The 17,857-nt window shown below is 63.9% G+C and carries 18 protein-coding genes; 9 read left to right on the forward strand and 9 right to left on the reverse strand.

Annotated elements, in window-relative coordinates; all coding sequences use genetic code 11:
- Position 1 precedes the first annotated feature (1 nt).
- Positions 2–1,768 (reverse strand): ferredoxin--nitrite reductase, encoded by a 1,767-nt coding sequence (locus HBNXHr_RS07445; protein WP_275881670.1) that lies wholly within the window; start codon positions 1,766–1,768, stop codon positions 2–4.
- A gap of 72 nt (positions 1,769–1,840) precedes the next feature.
- Complete coding sequence (locus HBNXHr_RS07450; RefSeq protein WP_345893723.1) at positions 1,841–3,148, reverse strand: MFS transporter; 1,308 nt, start codon at positions 3,146–3,148, stop codon at positions 1,841–1,843.
- Positions 3,149–3,572: 424 nt separating this feature from the next.
- Here HBNXHr_RS07450 and lysW point away from each other — a divergent pair, with 424 nt between their 5' ends.
- Complete coding sequence (gene lysW / locus HBNXHr_RS07455) at positions 3,573–3,737, forward strand: lysine biosynthesis protein LysW (RefSeq protein ID WP_275881672.1); 165 nt, start codon at positions 3,573–3,575, stop codon at positions 3,735–3,737.
- A gap of 37 nt (positions 3,738–3,774) precedes the next feature.
- Here lysW and HBNXHr_RS07460 read toward each other — a convergent pair whose 3' ends face one another.
- The 4 genes from HBNXHr_RS07460 to HBNXHr_RS07475 all read right to left on the reverse strand — a co-directional run bounded on the left by HBNXHr_RS07460 (position 3,775) and on the right by HBNXHr_RS07475 (position 6,398).
- A complete protein-coding gene (locus tag HBNXHr_RS07460) occupies positions 3,775–4,038 on the reverse strand; it encodes a DUF2249 domain-containing protein (protein WP_275881673.1) in 264 nt (87 codons plus the stop codon).
- Positions 4,035–4,547 (reverse strand): hypothetical protein, encoded by a 513-nt coding sequence (locus HBNXHr_RS07465; RefSeq protein WP_275881674.1) that lies wholly within the window; start codon positions 4,545–4,547, stop codon positions 4,035–4,037. Before HBNXHr_RS07465 ends, HBNXHr_RS07460 begins: the two co-directional genes overlap by 4 nt.
- A gap of 88 nt (positions 4,548–4,635) precedes the next feature.
- Positions 4,636–5,973, reverse strand: coding sequence for a hypothetical protein (locus tag HBNXHr_RS07470; RefSeq protein WP_275881675.1), 1,338 nt, complete (start codon positions 5,971–5,973; stop codon positions 4,636–4,638).
- A 137-nt stretch (positions 5,974–6,110) separates the two neighbouring features.
- A complete protein-coding gene (locus HBNXHr_RS07475) occupies positions 6,111–6,398 on the reverse strand; it encodes a hypothetical protein (RefSeq protein WP_275736616.1) in 288 nt (95 codons plus the stop codon).
- A gap of 308 nt (positions 6,399–6,706) precedes the next feature.
- Between HBNXHr_RS07475 and HBNXHr_RS07480 the strand changes: the two genes are divergently transcribed.
- The 6 genes from HBNXHr_RS07480 (at position 6,707) to aroC (ending at position 13,388) form a co-directional block, all read left to right on the forward strand.
- Positions 6,707–7,564 carry a HAMP domain-containing sensor histidine kinase gene (locus tag HBNXHr_RS07480; protein ID WP_275881676.1) on the forward strand — a complete coding sequence of 286 codons (858 nt, stop codon included), beginning with the start codon at positions 6,707–6,709 and terminating at the stop codon, positions 7,562–7,564.
- A 485-nt stretch (positions 7,565–8,049) separates the two neighbouring features.
- Entirely contained in the window at positions 8,050–10,431 is a 2,382-nt protein-coding gene (locus HBNXHr_RS07485) for a rhodanese-like domain-containing protein (RefSeq protein WP_275881677.1), read from the forward strand.
- Positions 10,421–11,695, forward strand: coding sequence for a Coenzyme F420 hydrogenase/dehydrogenase, beta subunit C-terminal domain (locus HBNXHr_RS07490; RefSeq protein WP_275881678.1), 1,275 nt, complete (start codon positions 10,421–10,423; stop codon positions 11,693–11,695). Before HBNXHr_RS07485 ends, HBNXHr_RS07490 begins: the two co-directional genes overlap by 11 nt.
- 1 nt (position 11,696) lies before the next feature.
- Entirely contained in the window at positions 11,697–11,843 is a 147-nt protein-coding gene (locus HBNXHr_RS07495) for a hypothetical protein (RefSeq protein ID WP_275736620.1), read from the forward strand.
- Positions 11,844–11,917: 74 nt separating this feature from the next.
- Positions 11,918–12,124: a YMGG-like glycine zipper-containing protein gene (locus HBNXHr_RS07500; RefSeq protein ID WP_012795244.1), complete on the forward strand. Its 207-nt coding sequence runs from the start codon at positions 11,918–11,920 to the stop codon at positions 12,122–12,124.
- Between the two features lie 64 nt (positions 12,125–12,188).
- The gene (gene aroC / locus HBNXHr_RS07505; protein WP_275881679.1) at positions 12,189–13,388 is read left to right on the forward strand and encodes a chorismate synthase; all 1,200 of its coding nucleotides are present in this window, start codon (positions 12,189–12,191) and stop codon (positions 13,386–13,388) included.
- A gap of 12 nt (positions 13,389–13,400) precedes the next feature.
- Here aroC and HBNXHr_RS07510 read toward each other — a convergent pair whose 3' ends face one another.
- Entirely contained in the window at positions 13,401–13,613 is a 213-nt protein-coding gene (locus HBNXHr_RS07510) for a hypothetical protein (RefSeq protein ID WP_275736622.1), read from the reverse strand.
- Between the two features lie 102 nt (positions 13,614–13,715).
- Between HBNXHr_RS07510 and HBNXHr_RS07515 the strand changes: the two genes are divergently transcribed.
- Both HBNXHr_RS07515 and HBNXHr_RS07520 read left to right on the forward strand, forming a co-directional pair.
- Positions 13,716–14,348 carry a uracil-DNA glycosylase family protein gene (locus tag HBNXHr_RS07515; protein ID WP_275881680.1) on the forward strand — a complete coding sequence of 211 codons (633 nt, stop codon included), beginning with the start codon at positions 13,716–13,718 and terminating at the stop codon, positions 14,346–14,348.
- 143 nt (positions 14,349–14,491) lie between these two features.
- On the forward strand, positions 14,492–15,232 hold the full coding sequence (locus tag HBNXHr_RS07520; protein ID WP_275736624.1) for a hypothetical protein: 741 nt from the start codon (positions 14,492–14,494) through the stop codon (positions 15,230–15,232).
- Between the two features lie 12 nt (positions 15,233–15,244).
- On the opposite strand, the gene HBNXHr_RS07525 is transcribed toward HBNXHr_RS07520, so the two are convergent.
- Both HBNXHr_RS07525 and HBNXHr_RS07530 read right to left on the reverse strand, forming a co-directional pair.
- Positions 15,245–17,509 (reverse strand): CDC48 family AAA ATPase, encoded by a 2,265-nt coding sequence (locus tag HBNXHr_RS07525; protein WP_275736625.1) that lies wholly within the window; start codon positions 17,507–17,509, stop codon positions 15,245–15,247.
- Positions 17,506–17,733, reverse strand: a complete 228-nt coding sequence (locus HBNXHr_RS07530; protein WP_275736626.1) for a hypothetical protein — start codon at positions 17,731–17,733, stop codon at positions 17,506–17,508. Before HBNXHr_RS07530 ends, HBNXHr_RS07525 begins: the two co-directional genes overlap by 4 nt.
- Positions 17,734–17,857 lie beyond the last annotated feature (124 nt).

Raw genomic sequence — 17,857 nt, forward strand, 5'->3', positions numbered from 1 at the left:
CTCAGTCACCCATCTCGATCGGCGTCCCGTCGGGTTTGGTCGGCGCTGGGCTCGGGCCGGAATCGAAGGGGTACCAGGACTGTTTGGCGTCGTGCAGACAAGGGTCCTCGTAGCCGGCGACCTCCTCGGGTTCGGCGAGGTCGACGATGGCCTCCTGTCCCGTGGCATCGACCCACTCCCTGAACGTCTGTCCCTCCTCGCGGAGTGCTGCATACGCCTCAACCATGTTGGCGATCATTCCCGGCACTTCGTCGGCGGGAACGCGCTGGCGGACCCACTCGATGAAACGGGGGTCCTCGCCGATCCCGCCCCCGACGCCGACGTCCAAGGCTTCGACCATCTCGTCGTTCTTGCGAGCACGCATCCCTTGCAGACCGATGTCGGCGGTCATCGCCTGGCCGCAGTCGGCGGTACAGCCCGAGTAATGGATCTTGATCCGGTCGACGTCGTCGGGCAGGTCGGTGTTCGCACCGAGCCAGCGTAGCATGCGGGCCATCCGGGCCTTTGTCTCGGTCAGTGCCAGCGAGCAGAACTCCGTGCCGGTACAGGCCATCGCCCCCCGGACGAACGGGTTGGGCTCCGGCGGGTACTCGGAGAGCAGCGGCTCGTTGAGCAGGTTCGCGAGGTTGCCGTCCGGCACGTCCATGATCAGGGGGTTCTGCCGGCGGGAGAGCCTGATCTCGCCGCTCCCGTAGGCGTCGGCCAGGTCGGCGAGTTCTATCGCGTCTTCAGCGGGCATTCGCCCCACCGGGACCGAGAGGCCGACGTAGTTGGTGCCGTCTTCTTGGTCGTAAACCCCGACGTGGTCGTGAGCGCCGCGCTCGACCGGCTTGCCCGCGTTGTAGGTGTACTCCCCGCGGAAGTCCGTCCCCGCCGGTTCGGGCTCGAAGGAGAGCCGGTCGACCATCGCCTCGCGGATCTTCTCGGTGCCCCACTCGTCGACGAAAAAGCGCCCGCGGTTCTTCGAGCGGTTCTCGCGGTTGCCCTCCTCGTGGTAGAGTTCGACGAACGTCCGGACGGTCTCGTAGGCCTGCTCGGGCCGGACGAACATGTCCAGCGAGCGGGCTTTGCGGGGCTCGCGGCCGCCCAAGCCACCACCCGCACGGACGTTGAATCCCTTGACTTCTTCCCCATCGATAATGGTGTGGGCCGCTTCGAGGCCGACGTCGTTGATCGAGTCCTGGGCACAGCCCTGCCGGCAGCCAGTCACCGAGATGTTGAACTTCCGGGGCATGTTGGCCAGGGCGTTGTCCCCGCGAATGCCGTCCTGGATCTCGTCGAGCAGGTCGCGGCTCTCGACGTACTCCTCGGCCTTGCCGGCGACCGGACACCCCGAGATGTTGCGCATCGTGTCCCCGCCCGCGGAGCGCGAGGAGACGCCGACGGCCTCGAGTTTCTCCCAGATATCGGGGATGTCCTCGAGTTTGAGCCAGTGGAGCTGGATGGATTGGCGCGTCGTGAAGTCGATCCAGCCGTTGCCGAACTCGGGGTTCTCGACCGGCCCCTGGGCGTACTCGCGGGCCACCTCGCCGATCGTTCGGAGTTGGTCGGGTTCGAGGACGCCCCCGCAGTTGGTCAGGCGCATCATGAAGTAGCTCTCCTGGCCGCCCCGATGATGGAAGACACCCCAGAACTTGAACCGCGAGAACCACTTCTCGCGTTCCTCCTCGGGGATGGAGTCCCAGCCCGTCTCGGCGAACTCCTCGATCTTTTCGCGCACTTGGTCGCCGTACATCTCCGCTTTCCAGTCTTCTTTCTTGTGTGGCATTGTGTCGATCACTCCGTCCGCAGTCGCTCGATCCGTCGGTCGATACAGGTCGAACCGCGACGATCCGCCGCATCAATCGTCACCACCCGGTGGTGCCGACGTCGTCCCGGCATCCGATCCGATGAAGCCAGCCTCGTTGGCCACATTGGCGATCTTCGGCCGGAACACCCAGGCCGTCAGCGCGACGATGGGGACCATCGACGCGGCGACCACCGTGTAGCCCATGTGGAGATTTGGCATCGCCGCCGAGGAGTACACCAGCGGGTAGACGATCCCGCCAACGGTACCGACGCCGCCGACGACGCCCGCGACCGCGCCGGAGCTGTTCGGGAACATCGCCGGGACCTGCGCGAAGATCGATCCCTCCGCGAACGCACAGGCCATCCCGACCATGAACCCGGCCCCGACCGCGAGCAGGACCTCACCCGAGAGGCCCGCAAACGTCATGCCGACCATCGTCACGACGACGAAACACAGCGTGACGAACGTCCACTGCTCGCGGTACCGGCCGGTGAAGACCGGCAGGATGTTCTTCTCCTTGCGGGCGAGCACGTCGCTGACGTAGCCGCCGATCGGCCGCAGCAGGCCGGCCGCGACCGAGAACGTCGCCGCGAAGTAACTCGCCAGCTCGAGACTCTGGTTGAACCCTCGGTCGTAATAGGTCGCCAGCCAGCCGTTCATCGATAGTTCCAGGCCGAAGGTCATCACGTACGCCAGCGCAAGCACGACCGTCCCGTAGCGCGTGGCCGTGTGGATCCAGTCGTCGAAACTGGCCTTCTCGGCGGTGGCCTGGCGCTTGTGCTCGCTCTTTGCGGCCTCGCCCAGCAGGTAGTAAGCGATGCCGAGGAAGATGGCGACGACGCCCGTGTAGAAAAAGGCCGCCCGCCAGCGGGTATCGAAGATCGGCCCGCTCCATCCGGCGTAGAATACGGTCGGGAGGATGAGTGCGCCGGCAGCCGCGCCGGCGTTGCCGATCCCGGCGTAGATCCCCTCGGCCATCCCGAGGTTCTCCTCCTCGAACCACTCCGAAACGTGCTGGATCCCGATGACGAAGGTGATCCCCGCCGTCGCGACGATCAATCGCTCGACGAAGAACACCTCGTAACTCTGGGCGAACGCCGAGGCCATCGAGAACACACCGACGTATACCAAGACGATCGCAAACACTGTCGGTGCGCCGAACTTGTCCGAAAGCCACCCCGTCAGGATCCGCCCGAACGGGGCCAGCCAGATCGCCGCGCTCGCCAGGATCCCGATCTCGGCCGTCGAGAGGCCGAACTCCTCGGCCATCGGCCCCGTGAAGGGTGCAAAGGAGAACCAGATCAGAAACGAGAAGTTGAATCCGATCGTGGCGAGGATCAGCGTTCGCCACTTGGTCATCCTGATCAGGCCCACGTCGATCCCTCCGCCGAGAATCCGGCGATGTCCGGCCACGACCGACCCGCCGCCCTCTCCGTCGGTGGGAGGATCTCCGCATCCGATATCTGACGAACGATTAATTCATGGCTATACTTTACAATCATCGTCCACCTTTCGGACCCAGTGGTGAGACTTCAGCTACTACCATTCGACTCTGTCGATCAATCGAACACTTATATCTGTTTTCAGCAAACACTCTAGGGAGATCGGTGAGACCTGTTTTAATAACCCCAAATATAAGGGGTTATAACGGTACATGTTCGGCACAGCGCAAAGGTGGCGCTACAGCGGAAGATGTTCGTCCAGCGACGGGCTAGGGGTCCGTCGCGACGCCCGGGCGACGAATCAATCCCTTCAAGTTACCCGCGAGCGTCGATTCACCCGTATGACAGACTGTCCGGAATGCGGGGCCGAGGTCTCCCTGCACGACGACGTCGAAGTCGGAGAGATCGTCGACTGTGCAACCTGCGGTGCGGAACTCGAAGTCGTCGCGGATGAGCCCGCGACGCTCGAACCCGCCCCGGAACTCGAAGAAGACTGGGGCGAGTGACGACGTTACCTTTTCGAGCAGACACCGACGACCAGCCCTAGCCCTCCCGCCAGATGACCGTGACCGTCGCGTCGTCTGTCTCGACGGTGTCATGAGAGAGACCGCGATCGTCGAGTTTCGGATAGAGGTGCTGTGGCGCGCGATCGTTGTACTGGACCAGTACTTCGTCCTCGGCGAGGTCGGCCGTCGCTTCCAGCGTTTTCTGCAACGGCTTGGGCGGGCCGAGGTTCCGAACGTCCAATTCGATGCTTGAGCGACCGCCCGGGGCCTCACTCGCCGCCACCGGATCCTCGGCGTTCATGGCGATCCCTCCGTGAGGGCATCGGGACCTGGAACTTCGCCAGTCTCCTCGAAGATATCTTCAAGACGCTGGAGGTCGTCGTTCAGCGACTCGCTCTCGTTGTGCATCTCGGCGACACGGACCCGAACGAGATCGTAGTCGTGACGCTCGGAAAGTCCGTTCCAGGCCCGGAACGCGCCGATCGCCAGGGAATTGCCCGCCGGACAGAACTCCGTCGTCGGCGTGAACTCCGCCCTGAGGACGCCATCTTCGTCGGCGTCCTCAGCGTAGCGAAAGCCAGCCATCGGGTGGCGTGTGTCGAGATTCAGCTTCGCCAGGTTGTAGCCGAAGGTCATGTCGTAGACGCCGCGTTCCTCGAAGAGGTCCCAGGTCGTCGCGTGAAAGTCGACGTGGTCTTCGCCCGCCAGGACGTCGTGCCCGTCGAGAAATGCGTCCGGTTCAGGCACATTCTCGGGGACAAACGACCCTTCCTCGTCGAACGTGTCGCTGCTTGCACCGAGTCGCTTCATGGTTTCACGTATGTCTCCGGGGCCCCCGGAGGTTGTGCCGAACGTGTTCGGGTTGCTTGCTGATATCGTCCTCTCACGCCGGTTGTCGTCAGGCGTCCTCGGCTGGCCCAGCCGACAGCGACGGGAGCAATAGCCCACTCAGCGAGTGCGGTCCGTGGTGGCGGACAGTGAGCGCGAGGTTGAGGGCGACGATGACAAAGCCAGCCCCAATAGCAACGACCCCTGCGAGTTCGATCGTGGAACCGACGTCTATGACTCCGCTGACGGCCTGAACGAGCACGCCAGCCAGGAGGACGACCAAATCCGCGCCGGCGAGCCGGCTGTCGTAGAGGTCTTCGACCATCGGCACGGGCTCGTAGCCGATGCGGTCGCTGTAGGTTTCCAGCCAGACCAGGAACGGCACAATGTGATACAATGTGCCGATGACGACGAACCCGAGCACGCCGACCAGCAGGACGGGCTCACTTGCCGGCGTACCGAGCACTGTCAGGCGGTTGGTCGGTTCGGCCAGCCAGGCCGGCAGTGTCAGCCCCGCCCAGGTGACCATTGCGACTGCCACGACCGCGTATCGCCTGAGAACGGTCGATATCTCGGTCCGGGCCCGGAATAGCTTCCGGGCGAGATAGAGTCCAACGATGGCGATCGATCCAGTCACGAAGACGACACCGATCCGGGCGACCGTGGCCTGACTGAGCAGTCGACCCAGGGCCAGGGCGGCGACGCCGAACGGGTACGCGACGAGTTCGCCGCGCTGGACGAGCCTGTCGAGGCGGTCGTCGTCAGCCTGCGTGAACATCTCGCCGAGTTGGTAGAGCGCGCCGATCACCGTCGTCAGAAAGGCCCCGAAGACGGCGACGGTCACGTGCGCGCTCGCCACGCCGGTTCGGGTGATCGCACGATCGACGAACAGCGGCTGGGTGTAATCAAGCGAGAGGAGGTACCCCAGTATCGTCAGGACAAAGAAAGCCAGCAGCGCGATGGCGAAGTGCCACTCCGTGATGTCGAGGGGCCGCGCCCGCCAGAGCGTTCGTGCGATGTTGTAGACGAATACCCAGATCCCGGCGACAAGCAAGGTGCCGGCGACGTGCAACATCGTCAGTTCGGCGGTAAGCATCGACGCGACGAAGCCGATCAGGCCGGCGACGACCAGCCAGGCTTCGACCGCACTCAGCCGCTGGGAGTACAGTCCAACGCCGGACCAGACGGGGACGAACTGGGTCATCGCTCCCATGATCGTCACACCGACGAAACCGGCGAGAAACAGATGGGTGTGAGCGATCCCCGAGAGTCCGATCGGGGTATCGACGGTCGCCGCAGCGAGTATCTGCCCGGCGAGTGCGACCAGCACCGCAAGGGCCACGTGATGGAGCGTGATCGCGACCGGCGGCCCCTTTTCAGTATCTACGTCCTGCGTGAGGGTACGCATACGTCCCCGTTGGACCGCTCGCATCCTGCCACATTTGCCGAACATGTTCGATAGCGTTCCACCAACCGCGTCGATGGGCAGCGATGGCACGGCGGCTTGCTATCGGGCCAGCGAAAATGGGGAAGGGAGCGATCCGATCAGGCTTCCTCGGGTTCGGGGGGTGCGTCGATATCGACCGCCGGCTCGTCAGTGTCGTCCTCGCCACGTTCGAGTAGCAGACCCGTGATTCCCGCGGCGAGAAGTCCAATGCCGGCCGCTCGCACCGCATCGAGATACCACGCTTTGGGCTCGAGTTCCTCGGGATTTTCGAAGCCACATAACGAGAGCCGTGTTGAAAGTTTCACCAGCTGTTTCGGCAGGAGGGCGGCGAGCAGTCCCTGCAGGGCGATCCATCCGTATCCAACGCGGCGGAGTATTCCGAGCATCGCGTTCGTTTGGACCCGGAAACCCCTCAACTTGTGGGTCCGGGACAGTAGGCACGATATCAGCCGTCGTCCAATAGCGATCAGTACGTACTCCGATTGGGATGCGCACTGAATCGGGCCTAATCCAGTCTTTGCGTTCCGAGACCCGGTACTGGTATTCCCCTAGTCTTCTTAGGTTTCTGGCAATAACTATGTGTATGGACTGGCTTGCATCGTGGTCAAATGAAGCGTGGCCTAAACAAGGGCTCGTCGCTGATTTCTGGGCATCGCTTTCCCGGTGGGAGCTGACACCCGGGCGTATCGCTGCTGTGTACCTCCTCTTTGGATTCGTCGGGCTGTATATCTCAGATGTCATATTTGCCAGTATTTTCGCCGAACCCCTTCGCAGTCAGATCCAGGCGCTCAAGGGCGCGGTCGAGATTCTGGTCACTGCCGGGTTCATCTACGCCATCAGTGTCGCGAGTCGCCACCAGCTCGAACGGACTAATCGCCGACTCGAACGGCGGAACGAGGAATTGCACGTTCTCCATCGAGTACTGCGGCACAACCTTCGCAACGACCTCAACGTGATCGAGGGCCACGCCGAGTACGTCGTCGAATCCCAGCGTGATGAGGAGGATCTATCCGAGCCATGTAAGACGATTCTTCGGAAGACGGAGGCGATCATCTCCTACATTCAACGTGCGGGCCAGATCAGACGGTTAAACGAACGGGAGTCCGTCGAGACGTACGACCTCCCGGAGATCATCCCTTCTGTCGTCGAACGCAGCGAAGCGATCACGGATGCAGTGGATGTGACGACCGAGATACCCGAGGAAGCCACGATCTGGGCCAATCATATGTTTCCGGCCGCGCTCGATGAACTCCTCACGAACGCGGTCATCCACGCCGACAGCGATACACCCCAGGTTTCGATCAGCGTCTCGAAGACTGATGGACCAGACGGAATGACCGCCGTCGATATCGCGGACGATGGTCCCGGCATCCCCGAGTCAGTCCGACGCGTCATCGAGTCCGACGAACACGACCAACTGGCCCATCTCAGCGGGCTCGGTCTGTGGTTCGTCCACTGGACACTCACCGACGCCGGTGGTTCCCTTTCGTTTGACACAGATGGAGACGGAACGACGGTCCGGATGCTGGTTCCGACCGCCGACAGTTCGTAACGAGCCCCATAGAAGACGCCGTTTTCGCTTCGCTGTTTGATGACGCCGAAAATCTCGCTGTAGCCTCCTCGACGGGCCCATGGTCCATGATTGTCCGATTTTGGAGCCAGAGCCCCCTCCAAGAAACAGGCAAAAATAACCGCATAATGCGACACAATTCGGCTTTGTCTTGCGTATGGGCCCATATCAATAACGATTTATCAACTTATATGCAGTGGACAGACGGTTTCGGACGGCGCTCATAATAGCCCCCAATATCGGGGTTGGCCACTCACGGGAAAACAGCATCTCTCGGAAAGAATATATATTGGCGGACCTGGTGACCTGGGCCCAGAGATTGAAAGAATCAAACTCTGTCCGAATATATTCCAACAAAGTGAATTATACCACGGATAAGTCGATATATTTTCGTCATGGGGCGCGGCAAGAGATGGGCCGAAGCAGGCAACTATGACCGGTAAGGTTCGAATACTGAGTACTGTCACATGAGTGCTATCGAATTCATCCCGCCGGCTGCGCTCGGCGACCGAGACGCGGCGATCGTCGACGTCCGCGAGGCGTCGGCGTACACCGACCTCGGTCACGTCCCGGGCGCAGCCAATATCCCCGTCGATCGGTTCCGGGACCCGACCGGGATCGCAAGGGGGATGCTGCCCGATCCGACGGACCTGGCAACGTGGCTCGGTGAGGCCGGAATCAGCCCCACCGATCCAGTGATCGCCTACGACGACGACTGTGGCGTCTACGCCGCTCGCTTCCTGGCAACGCTTGGGGCGTTCGGTCACGACGGCGACCTGTATCTCCTGGACGGGGACTACAGCGTCTACGAACGCGAGGCAGACGTCACGGTCGAACAGCCGGACATCGAGCCTGTCGAATACGAGCCGGGCGACCTCGACGAGACTCTTCTCGCCGACCGCGAGGACGTCGAGGCGGCAGTCGACGGCGAGGCGATCGTCGTCGACACCCGGACCGAACCGGAGTTCGAGCAGGCCCACATTCCCGGGGCCGTCCAGCTCGACTGGAAGGCTTTCGTCGACGACGAGACCGGACGACGACGGAGCGTCGAGGCGGTCGAGTCAACCCTCGCTGAACACGGCCTCGAACCCGATCGACCGGTCGTCCTCTACTGTAACACGGCTCGCCGACTGAGTTACGTCTTTGCGGTACTCGAAGACCTCGGCTACGGGGACGTCAGATTCTACGAGGGGAGTCTCGAAGACTGGCTTCGCACCGAGACCGACGACTGGGACCCCGCCGAGATCAAGCGCCGCGTCCGCGAACACGCCAACGAGGGACCGGAGACGGTCAAAGAAGCCCTCGGGGAGGACGCCGCGGCGAAGCTCAAGCTGGTCGGCCTCTACGAGCAGAAGCAAAGCGGCTATTTCATGTTCCGGACGAAGATTCCGGGCGGTGTCCTGACAGCCGACGCGGCCAGGGCGCTCGGGACGGTCGCCGAGGAGTACGCCACGCTGCCCGAAGAGCGCGACCCCGAACGGTCGCCGTTCGGTGACGGCTATCTCGACGTGACCACCCGACAGGACGTGCAGTTCCACTGGATCCGAATGGCGGACGTCCCCGAAATCTGGGAGCTGCTGGATCCGGCCGGCGTCTCGACGTTCCAGACCGGCGGCAACTCCGTCCGGAACGTCGTCTCGTGTCCGGCAGCGGGCGTCGCCGACGACGAGGTGCTCGACGCCCGCCCGGTCGCCGAGGCGATCACCGAGGCGTTTCTGGCCGACCGCCGGTACGCCAACCTGCCCCGGAAGCTGAAGGTTAGCGTCAACGGCTGTCGCGGGGCCTGTGCCCAGCCGGAGATCAACGACCTCGGATTCACCCCCGCGCGGAAGGGCGATCGGGTGGGCTTCAACCTCGCCGCCGGGGGCGGCCTCTCGGACAGTCCACGCGTCGCCAGCGACCTCGATGTCTTCGTCGAACGGGACCAGGTCGTGGACGTGGTGCGAGCCACGGCGGACCTGTTCATCGAACACGGGAGTTATCTCGACACGGCAGTCAATCGCCTGCGCTTTCTCGTCGAGGAGTGGGGGGCCGAACAGTTCCGCGAGGAACTACAGCGCTTTGCCCCCTTTGAGTTCGAATCTGCCGGTGAGGACCTCGTCACGCATCACCACCCCGACCACGTCGGCGTCCACGACCAGGCCGACGGAGACAAGTACGTCGGCCTCTCGATCCCGGTCGGCCGGATCGACGGGACGGACTTCCGGGGGATGGCCGATCTCGCGGGATCTTACGGGAACAGCGAGATTCGACTGACCACCCAGCAGAACCTCCTGCTTCCGGACGTTGCCGATGGGGATCTCGACGACCTGCGAGCCGAACCGCTCCTCGACGAGTACTCCCCCGATCCCGGGCCGTTCACACGCGGCGTCGTCACCTGCACCGGTCGGGAGTTCTGTAATTACGCCCTTGTCGAAACAAAAGCCCGCGCGAAACGCTGGGCCGCCGAACTCGACGAGCGGGTCGACATCGATCAGGATCGGGTCGGGTTGCGCTTCAGCGGGTGTACCGCTTCCTGCGCCCAGCCACAGATCGACGACATCGGCCTGCGTGGGGAAACTCGCCAGACCGACGACGGAGTGGAGAGTGCTGTCGACATCGCCGTCGGCGGCAAACTCGATGTCGATCCACAGTTCGCGACCTGGATCGCACCACGCGTCCCCATCGAGTCCGCCCCCGATGCGATCGAGCGACTGGTCGCGGTCTTCGAACGCGAAGGGCGCGATGGCGAGCAACTCCACGAGTTCTGTCGACGGGTGGACGATGATCGACTCGCGGAGGTACTGCATCCAGCAGCAATCGATCCTGTCGAAGCCGCTGCAAACGGAGGGCGAACCGATGCCGACTGAGAAATCACCACAGCCCCGTGCGCCCGCAGTGGGCGACGATCCACGGGAAGCGACGACCGACGTACAGCCACCGGACGGGAAAGTGCGCTTTCGCCACCTCGACGAGGCCGTCATCGAGGCCGATCGGTGTGTGCAGTGTGGCTCGTGTGTTGCCGCCTGCCCCTCGGACTCGATCGGAATCGCCGACAGCGATCGCCGGCCGACCCTCGTGAAAATGTGTACGGGCTGTTCGCGCTGCTGGGACACCTGTCCGCGGGCCGGCCTCCGGTATGAAAGACTGCCGACGCTCGACGGTGCCGATCCCGAAACGGTCGACGGCGGCATCGGTCCGATCGAGGACGGCTACGCCGCAAGCGCGGCCGCCGACGTGGCCGGCGCACAGCACGGCGGGGTCGTCACTGCATTGCTTGCGGCCCTGCTCGAATCCCCCGATGGGATCGACGGGGCCGTTGTCGCCACGGAAGCAACGGACGGCACCGGACTCGCCGAGCCGGCGCTGGCGACCACGCCAGCCGAGGTTCAGGAATACGCCGGGACGTTGTTCACCCAACCGCTGCAACTTGCAGCGCTTGAGGAACTGCTCGCTGCTGCTGACTTGCCGGCGGACCCGAGCCTGGCACTTGTCGGCACGCCCTGCGTGATCGAGGGTGTGGCTGCACTCGACCGGAGTCCCTACCGCGAGGATCGCTTCGACGAATCGCGACCGCTCGATCACGTCGACCTGACGATCGCACTCACGTGCACGCAAGCGCTGGACGACGAGGGCCTCGAACACGTCCTCTCCCGGGAGTACGACCTCGATCCTGACGACGTGGCGGGCCTGGATCTCGTCGGCCAGGGGATCCGGATCGACCTGACCGATGGCGGAGACGAGCGCGCCCCGCTCGGGGACTTTCGGGGAGCGATCTTAGACGGGTGTCTGGAGTGTGCCGACGCGACGGGGGGGACAGCCGACCTCACGGTCGGGACCGTCGGCAGCGCACAGGGGGAGTCGACGGTGCTGGTCAGGACCGAGCGAGGGGCAGCGGCGTTCGACCGTGCTGAGGCTTCACTCGACGCCAGGCCACTCGAAGCCCTCGCGCCCGTCGAACAGCTCGCACAGTGGAACGCGGATCGCGCCCGAGAGGCGACGGCCCGCGATATCGACCCCGAGGGCGACCTGTGGATCCCCTACAGCGCCCACCGGGAAGCGTACGATGACACCGACCGCGCGCCGGTCGCGTTCAACCCGGCACGCGTTCACCAGTACGAGGAGTGGTGCTAAGATGTCCGACACAAAACAGTCGACGACAGACGACGAGCAGACGGACGGAGCACAGTCCACTGAAGACGACCACCTCGAAGATGTCGAGGACGGGTGTGGGTGTGCGGAGGTCTGGGAACACCTCTCCGAACAGCGCGAGGACACCTAGGGGCGTCTCTGGAACGAAGGGGACACGGCAAACCGCTCGACACCATTATCAGCACACGGAACATATCCTCAGGTATGGGAAAGCGAATCGAAAAAGCGGTCAGTCGGGCAAAGTTCGCAGCCATCGGCGGGGCCATTGGGGCCGCTGTCGGCGGGTTCGTGAGCCGGAAGGCTGCCAGTACCGGAGCCGGCATCGGCGCGCTCGTCGGTGCGTCGATCGGTGAGAAGCGCGTCGACCTCGGCGAAATGGCCGAGAAGGTGACGGATCGCTCGGGCGAGTAACAGGGTTCACGAGAGAACCCCGGCATCTCAAAGCCTAAATGCGCCCGCGCCTCACACCGGAACAATGAACGGTAACAGCTTCGGTCGGCTTTTTCAGGTGACCACGTACGGCGAGTCACACGGTGAGGCGATGGGGTGTACGGTCTCGGGCGTCCCGGCGGGCGTCGAACTCGACGAGGACGACATCCAGCACGACCTCGACCGGCGCAAACCCGGCCAGTCGATGATCACGACCTCGCGGGACGAACCCGACGCCGTCACGATCAACTCGGGCCTGCAGGACGGCTACACCACTGGCACGCCGATCGGGATGGTCATCCAGAACAAGGATTCGCGTTCGGGCAAGTACGAGCCCTTCGTCACGGCCCCCCGCCCCTCCCACGGAGACTTTACCTACTCGGCGAAGTTCGGCACGCGCAACTGGGGCGGCGGTGGCCGGTCCTCGGCCCGGGAGACGGTCAACTGGGTCGCCGCGGGTGCCATCGCCAAGCAGGTCCTCGACCAGAGCGAGTACGATGTCCAGATCAAAGCTCACGTCAACCAGATCGGCGACGTCGAGGCCCCCGAGGTTTCCTTCGAGGAGATGCTCGAACACAGCGAAGAAAACGACATCCGGTGTGCTCACCCGGAAACTGCCGAGGAGATGCGCGATCTGGCCGAACAGTACCAACAGGAGGGCGATTCCATCGGCGGGTCGGTCTACTTCGAATGCCAGGGCGTCCCGCGGGGACTCGGCGCGCCCCGCTTCGACTCCATCCCTTCGCGACTGGGACAACTCATCTACTCGATCCCGGCGGTCAACGACTTCGAGTACGGGGTCGGCCGCGACGCCCGGACGATGGCCGGTAGCGAGTACAACGAGGACTGGGAATTTGATGAGAACGGAGACCCAACGCCCGTCGGCAACGACCACGGCGGGATCCAGGGCGGGATCACGACCGGCGACCCCATCTACGGCGAGATCACCTGGCATCCGCCGGTCTCGATCCCGAAAGCCCAGGAAACGGCCGACTGGGAAACGGGCGAGCGCAAGGAGATCCAGGTCGTCGGCCGCCACGATCCGGTCCTTCCGCCGCGTGCCGTCCCCGTCGTCGAAGGGCTCCTGTACTGTACGGTACTTGACTTCATGCTGCTCGGTGGCCGGATCAACCCCGACCGACTCGACGGCCGGCCCGGCGAGTACGACACCGACTACCATCCGTCGAGTCCCGTCAACGACCCCGACGACGCCGCGACGCAGGCCGAGACGATCGACGACGAGTGACGGCGACTCCTGTCACTCTCCAGCCGACGCGTCCCCAGCGACCAGCGACCCGTCCAGCGAGCGCCACCGACGGATCGCACACACCAGCGCGTCCAGGCCAACGATCGCGACGCCGACCATTCCGACCGCTTCGAGTGTCGGGTACTGGGCAAAAATGGACGTGAATTGCTGGATGGCGATGAACGCGACGAGGGACGCCACGCGGCCGATGCGACGCAGATTCATGGTCCAGTGTACGCGCGACAGAGCCAAGAACGTGTGGACTCCGGCAGCAGGCCGTTCGCCGCGACCGCGCGCGTTTTGAGTGGCCCGCCCTATCGACCACCCATGAGCCCAGACCTCCCGGATCCACGGAACCCCTACAGCATGGACGAGGACTGTACCAACTGTCCGGCACTGGTCGAATCACGGACCCAGGTCGTCCATGGCTACGGCGATCCGACGGCGGACGTGATCGTCCTCGGGTCGGCTCCGACCCCGGGTGCAGACCGGACCGGCATCCCGTTCACTGGCGACGAGACCGGCGAGACAATACAGGAAATTCTCGGGGCGGTCGGACTCAGTGATTCGCCACCCGACACCACTGAACCTGACCTCACGGAGGTCTATCTCACCTACGTCACGCGGTGTCATCATCCGGAGCGGGGGGCAACCGAGGAGGAACGGCACAACTGCGAGGGGTACCGGACGGCGGAACTCCGCCGAATCAATCCGGAACTGATTGTGGCTGTCGGGCAGGAGCCACTGGAAGCATTGGCGTTCGAGTACACGATGGAAAGCGCCGACGAACTTGACGTGACGGCCGAACACGCCACGACGATTCAGGGTCGCGGGTTCGAGATTCTGCCGCTGATCGAACCGGCGACAGCCAGCGAAGCCGAACTGACGGCCTTCCGCGAACATTTCGCCGACGAACTCGACCGGGACTACCGACAGACGAAAGGGCAGCGTCGGAAGTAGGTGTTCGCAGTTACCCGAACGAGCGAGCGTCCTTGACCGGAGGACCTCATACTCAAGCAGAACTCGGCCAGTGATGCATCGACGACCCAACACGAGCCTCGGGAACCAGCGCATACAAGAGCGCGAGTCACTCACCTACGCACATGGCCACCGTCGTCGTTCGCGCTGACGCACCGATTCCGGGGAGTGTGCTGCCACGACTCGTCGAAGGGACGCCACTGACTGAAGGTGACGTCGCCGACCTCTATCGGAGTGCACTACAGGACGTCTGTGAAGCTGTCGCCGGAAGCGGTGGGGACCTGCTCGTGAACTATCGCGAGCGCGAGGACCGCGACGAGGACGTCGAGGAAGTCCTTCGGGACGTGGTACCGACGGCGCTTGCCGATCCCGAGGCGGCACGCTTCGAAGTCCAGGTCGGCTCGACGCCCGGCGCCCGAATCGGCAATACAGTCACCCATCTGCTCGAATCGGAAGGCGAGTCCTCAGTCGCCATGCTGGATCCGACGGCCGTGCTGGCTCCCCGGCCCCGACTCGATCAGGCGTCGATGCAGCTTCGACGCAACGAGGTCGTCGTCGGGCCGGCGGTAAACGGCGAAGTATTCTACGCCGGCTTTACCGAACCGATCGATTTCAGCGACGTTGGGACTCGTCTGGGCATCGAAACGACCGTCGAGCGGGCAACCGACGCCGGCCTCTCGGTGAGTACCCTCGAGATGGCGCCGACGCTGCGAACGCCCGCACAGTTGCGTTCGGCCCTGCCGATTTTGCGCGCACGACGGGACGGCGGCCTCCCGGTTCCAGAACGGACGGTCGCGTGTCTCGACGCCCTCGGTCTCCGGACAGTCGAGACAGCGGACGGAGAAAACAGCATCGAACGAGCGTAATCGTCGGCGGCGTTACTGGAAGGTCTTGCCGACCTCGGGTTCGTCGAGTTCGTTCTCGCGTTTGTCGAAGCGCTGTTCGATCTCCTCGTATTCCTCACGGGTCTCTTCGTCGACGCTGGGGCCGACCTCGTTTAAGGCATGTTCGAAGTGGCTCTCGTCGATGAGGACGTTCCCCACACTGTCGTCGACCTCCTCGGGGTCGACGCTGTGGATGAACTCCCGGGTGGCAGCCATCGCGGCCTCGCGGGCGACCGCTTCGATGTCGGCACCGACGTACCCGTCCATACGGGCCGCCAGGTCGTCGAGATCGACACTCTCGGCCACCGGCTTGTCGCGGGTGTGAACCTCGAGGATCTTTCGGCGTGCTCCCTCGTCGGGTACCGGGACGTGAATGTGCCTGTCGAGCCGGCCGGGGCGGATGAGTGCGGCGTCGATGAGGTCCGGGCGGTTCGTGGTCGCCACCACGACGACGTCCTCCAGATCCTCGAGCCCGTCGAGTTCAGTCAGGAGCTGGGAGACGACGCGTTCGCCGACGCCCGAATCGCCCATGTTACGGCCGCGCTCGCCCGCGATCGAGTCGATCTCGTCGAAGAACACCACCGTGGGTGCGTTCTCCCGGGCCTTCGAGAAGACCTCGCGGACGCCCTTCTCGCTTTCCCCGACGTACTTGTTCAGGAGTTCGGGCCCCTTCACCGAGATGAAGTTGCTCTGGGCCTCGTTGGCGACGGCCTTCGCGAGCAAGGTCTTGCCGGTCCCGGGTGGGCCGTACAGGAGCACGCCCTTGGCGGACTCCATGTCCATCTGCTCGAAGACCCCCGGGTACTCAAGGGGCCACTGGATGGTCTCTCTGAGACGTTCGGTGGTGTCTTCGAGTCCACCGACGTCCTCCCAGGAGACGTCCGGGACTTCGACGAACACTTCCCGGAGCGCGGAGGGTTCGATGCCCTTCAGCGCCGCTTTGAAGTCGTCCCCGGTGATCTCCAGGTTTTCGAGGATCTCGGCGTCGATCTCGTCGGCTTCGAGGTCGATCTCCGGACGGATGCGCCGGAGGGCGTTCATCGCGCTCTCCTTTGCGAGTTGCTCGATGTCAGCACCGACGAAGCCGTGGGTCCGCTCGGCGTACTCGTCGATGTCGATCTCGTCGTTCAGCGGCATCCCGCGGGTGTGGACCTGCAAGACCTCCTTGCGACCCTTTTTGTCGGGCACGCCGATCTCGATCTCGCGATCGAAGCGACCGCCACGACGGAGGGCGGGGTCGAGCGCATCCAGGCGGTTGGTCGCGCCGATGACGATCACGTCGCCGCGCTCTTCGAGGCCGTCCATCAGGCTGAGGAGCTGGGCGACGACGCGACGTTCGACGTCGCCGCTGGTGTCGTCACGCTTGGGGGCGATGGAGTCGATCTCGTCGATGAAGACGATCGACGGGGCGTTCTCCTCGGCCTCGTCGAACATCTCCCGGAGCTGCTCTTCGCTCTCGCCGTAGTACTTCGACATGATCTCCGGGCCAGAGATCGTCGTGAAGAACGCGTCGATCTCGTTGGCGACGGCCTTGGCCATCAGCGTCTTGCCGGTCCCCGGTGGGCCGTGCAGTAGCACACCCTTCGGCGGCTCGATGCCCAGCTGGTTGAACAGCTCGGGATGGCGCATCGGCAACTCGATCATCTCCCGGACCTGCTCTAACTCGTCGTCGAGCCCGCCGATGTCCTCGTAGGTCACGTCGGGCGTCTGGCGGGCGTCCTCGGGTGCCTCACCGGTGATCTCCTCGGCCGGCTGCTGGCTAACCTCGATTTCGGTCTGCTCGGTGACGACGACCGTCCCTTCCGGGTCAGTCTCGGCGATCTTCAGCGGGATCTTCTGGCCACCGACACTGGAGACCGGGCCGAGCCCGAGCGAGAAGGGGACCGTCTGGCCGGTCGTCACGGCCTGCCCGGAGAGTTTGTTCCGGACGTGGGGGCCGATATTTCCGCGGACCCGGAGGTTCTGGGGGAGGGCGACCGAGATCGAGCGGGCGGGCTTGACGTCGGCCTTTTCGACGTCGATTCGATCGTCGATGCCGACGTCAGCCTCCTGGCGGAGTTGGCCGTCGATCCGGACGACGCCGTCGCCGGTGTCTTCGGGATAGCCGGGCCAGACTCGCGCGACGGCGCGGCCCTCGCGCCCTTCGAGAACCACGTAGTCGCCGTTCTCCAGGTCGAGTTGCTCCATCGCCGCGCGATCGATCGCGGCCAGCCCGCGGCCGGCGTCCTTCTGCTTGAGTGGCTTGACGGTGAGTTTCATCGTTTCACCTCGATAGTAAGGACGCCGTTTTTCATAAACGCTGTCACGTCATCGTGGTCGGGAACGGCCACGTCGTACTGCTCGTCGTCAGTGACGACGATTGCCGTGTCGCCGACCACGTCAACGGCGCCGTCGCGGCCGATATCGGCCACAAAGGTCGTCGCATCCTCGTAGTCGAACCGGCGGATCGCCGCATCGCCGACCGTCTGCTGTTCGAGTTCCATGCTAACCTTGAGTTAGTTCTAGTAGTATTTAAACTTGTCGCCAAATTCGACTCCACGTGGGGGCATATTCGAAGTTGAGTGGAAAAGCGGTTCACACCATACAGTCAGTGGAGATCGGGGTCCA

This window comes from Halorhabdus sp. BNX81, assembly GCF_029229925.1.
Classification (GTDB): Archaea; Halobacteriota; Halobacteria; order Halobacteriales; family Haloarculaceae; genus Halorhabdus.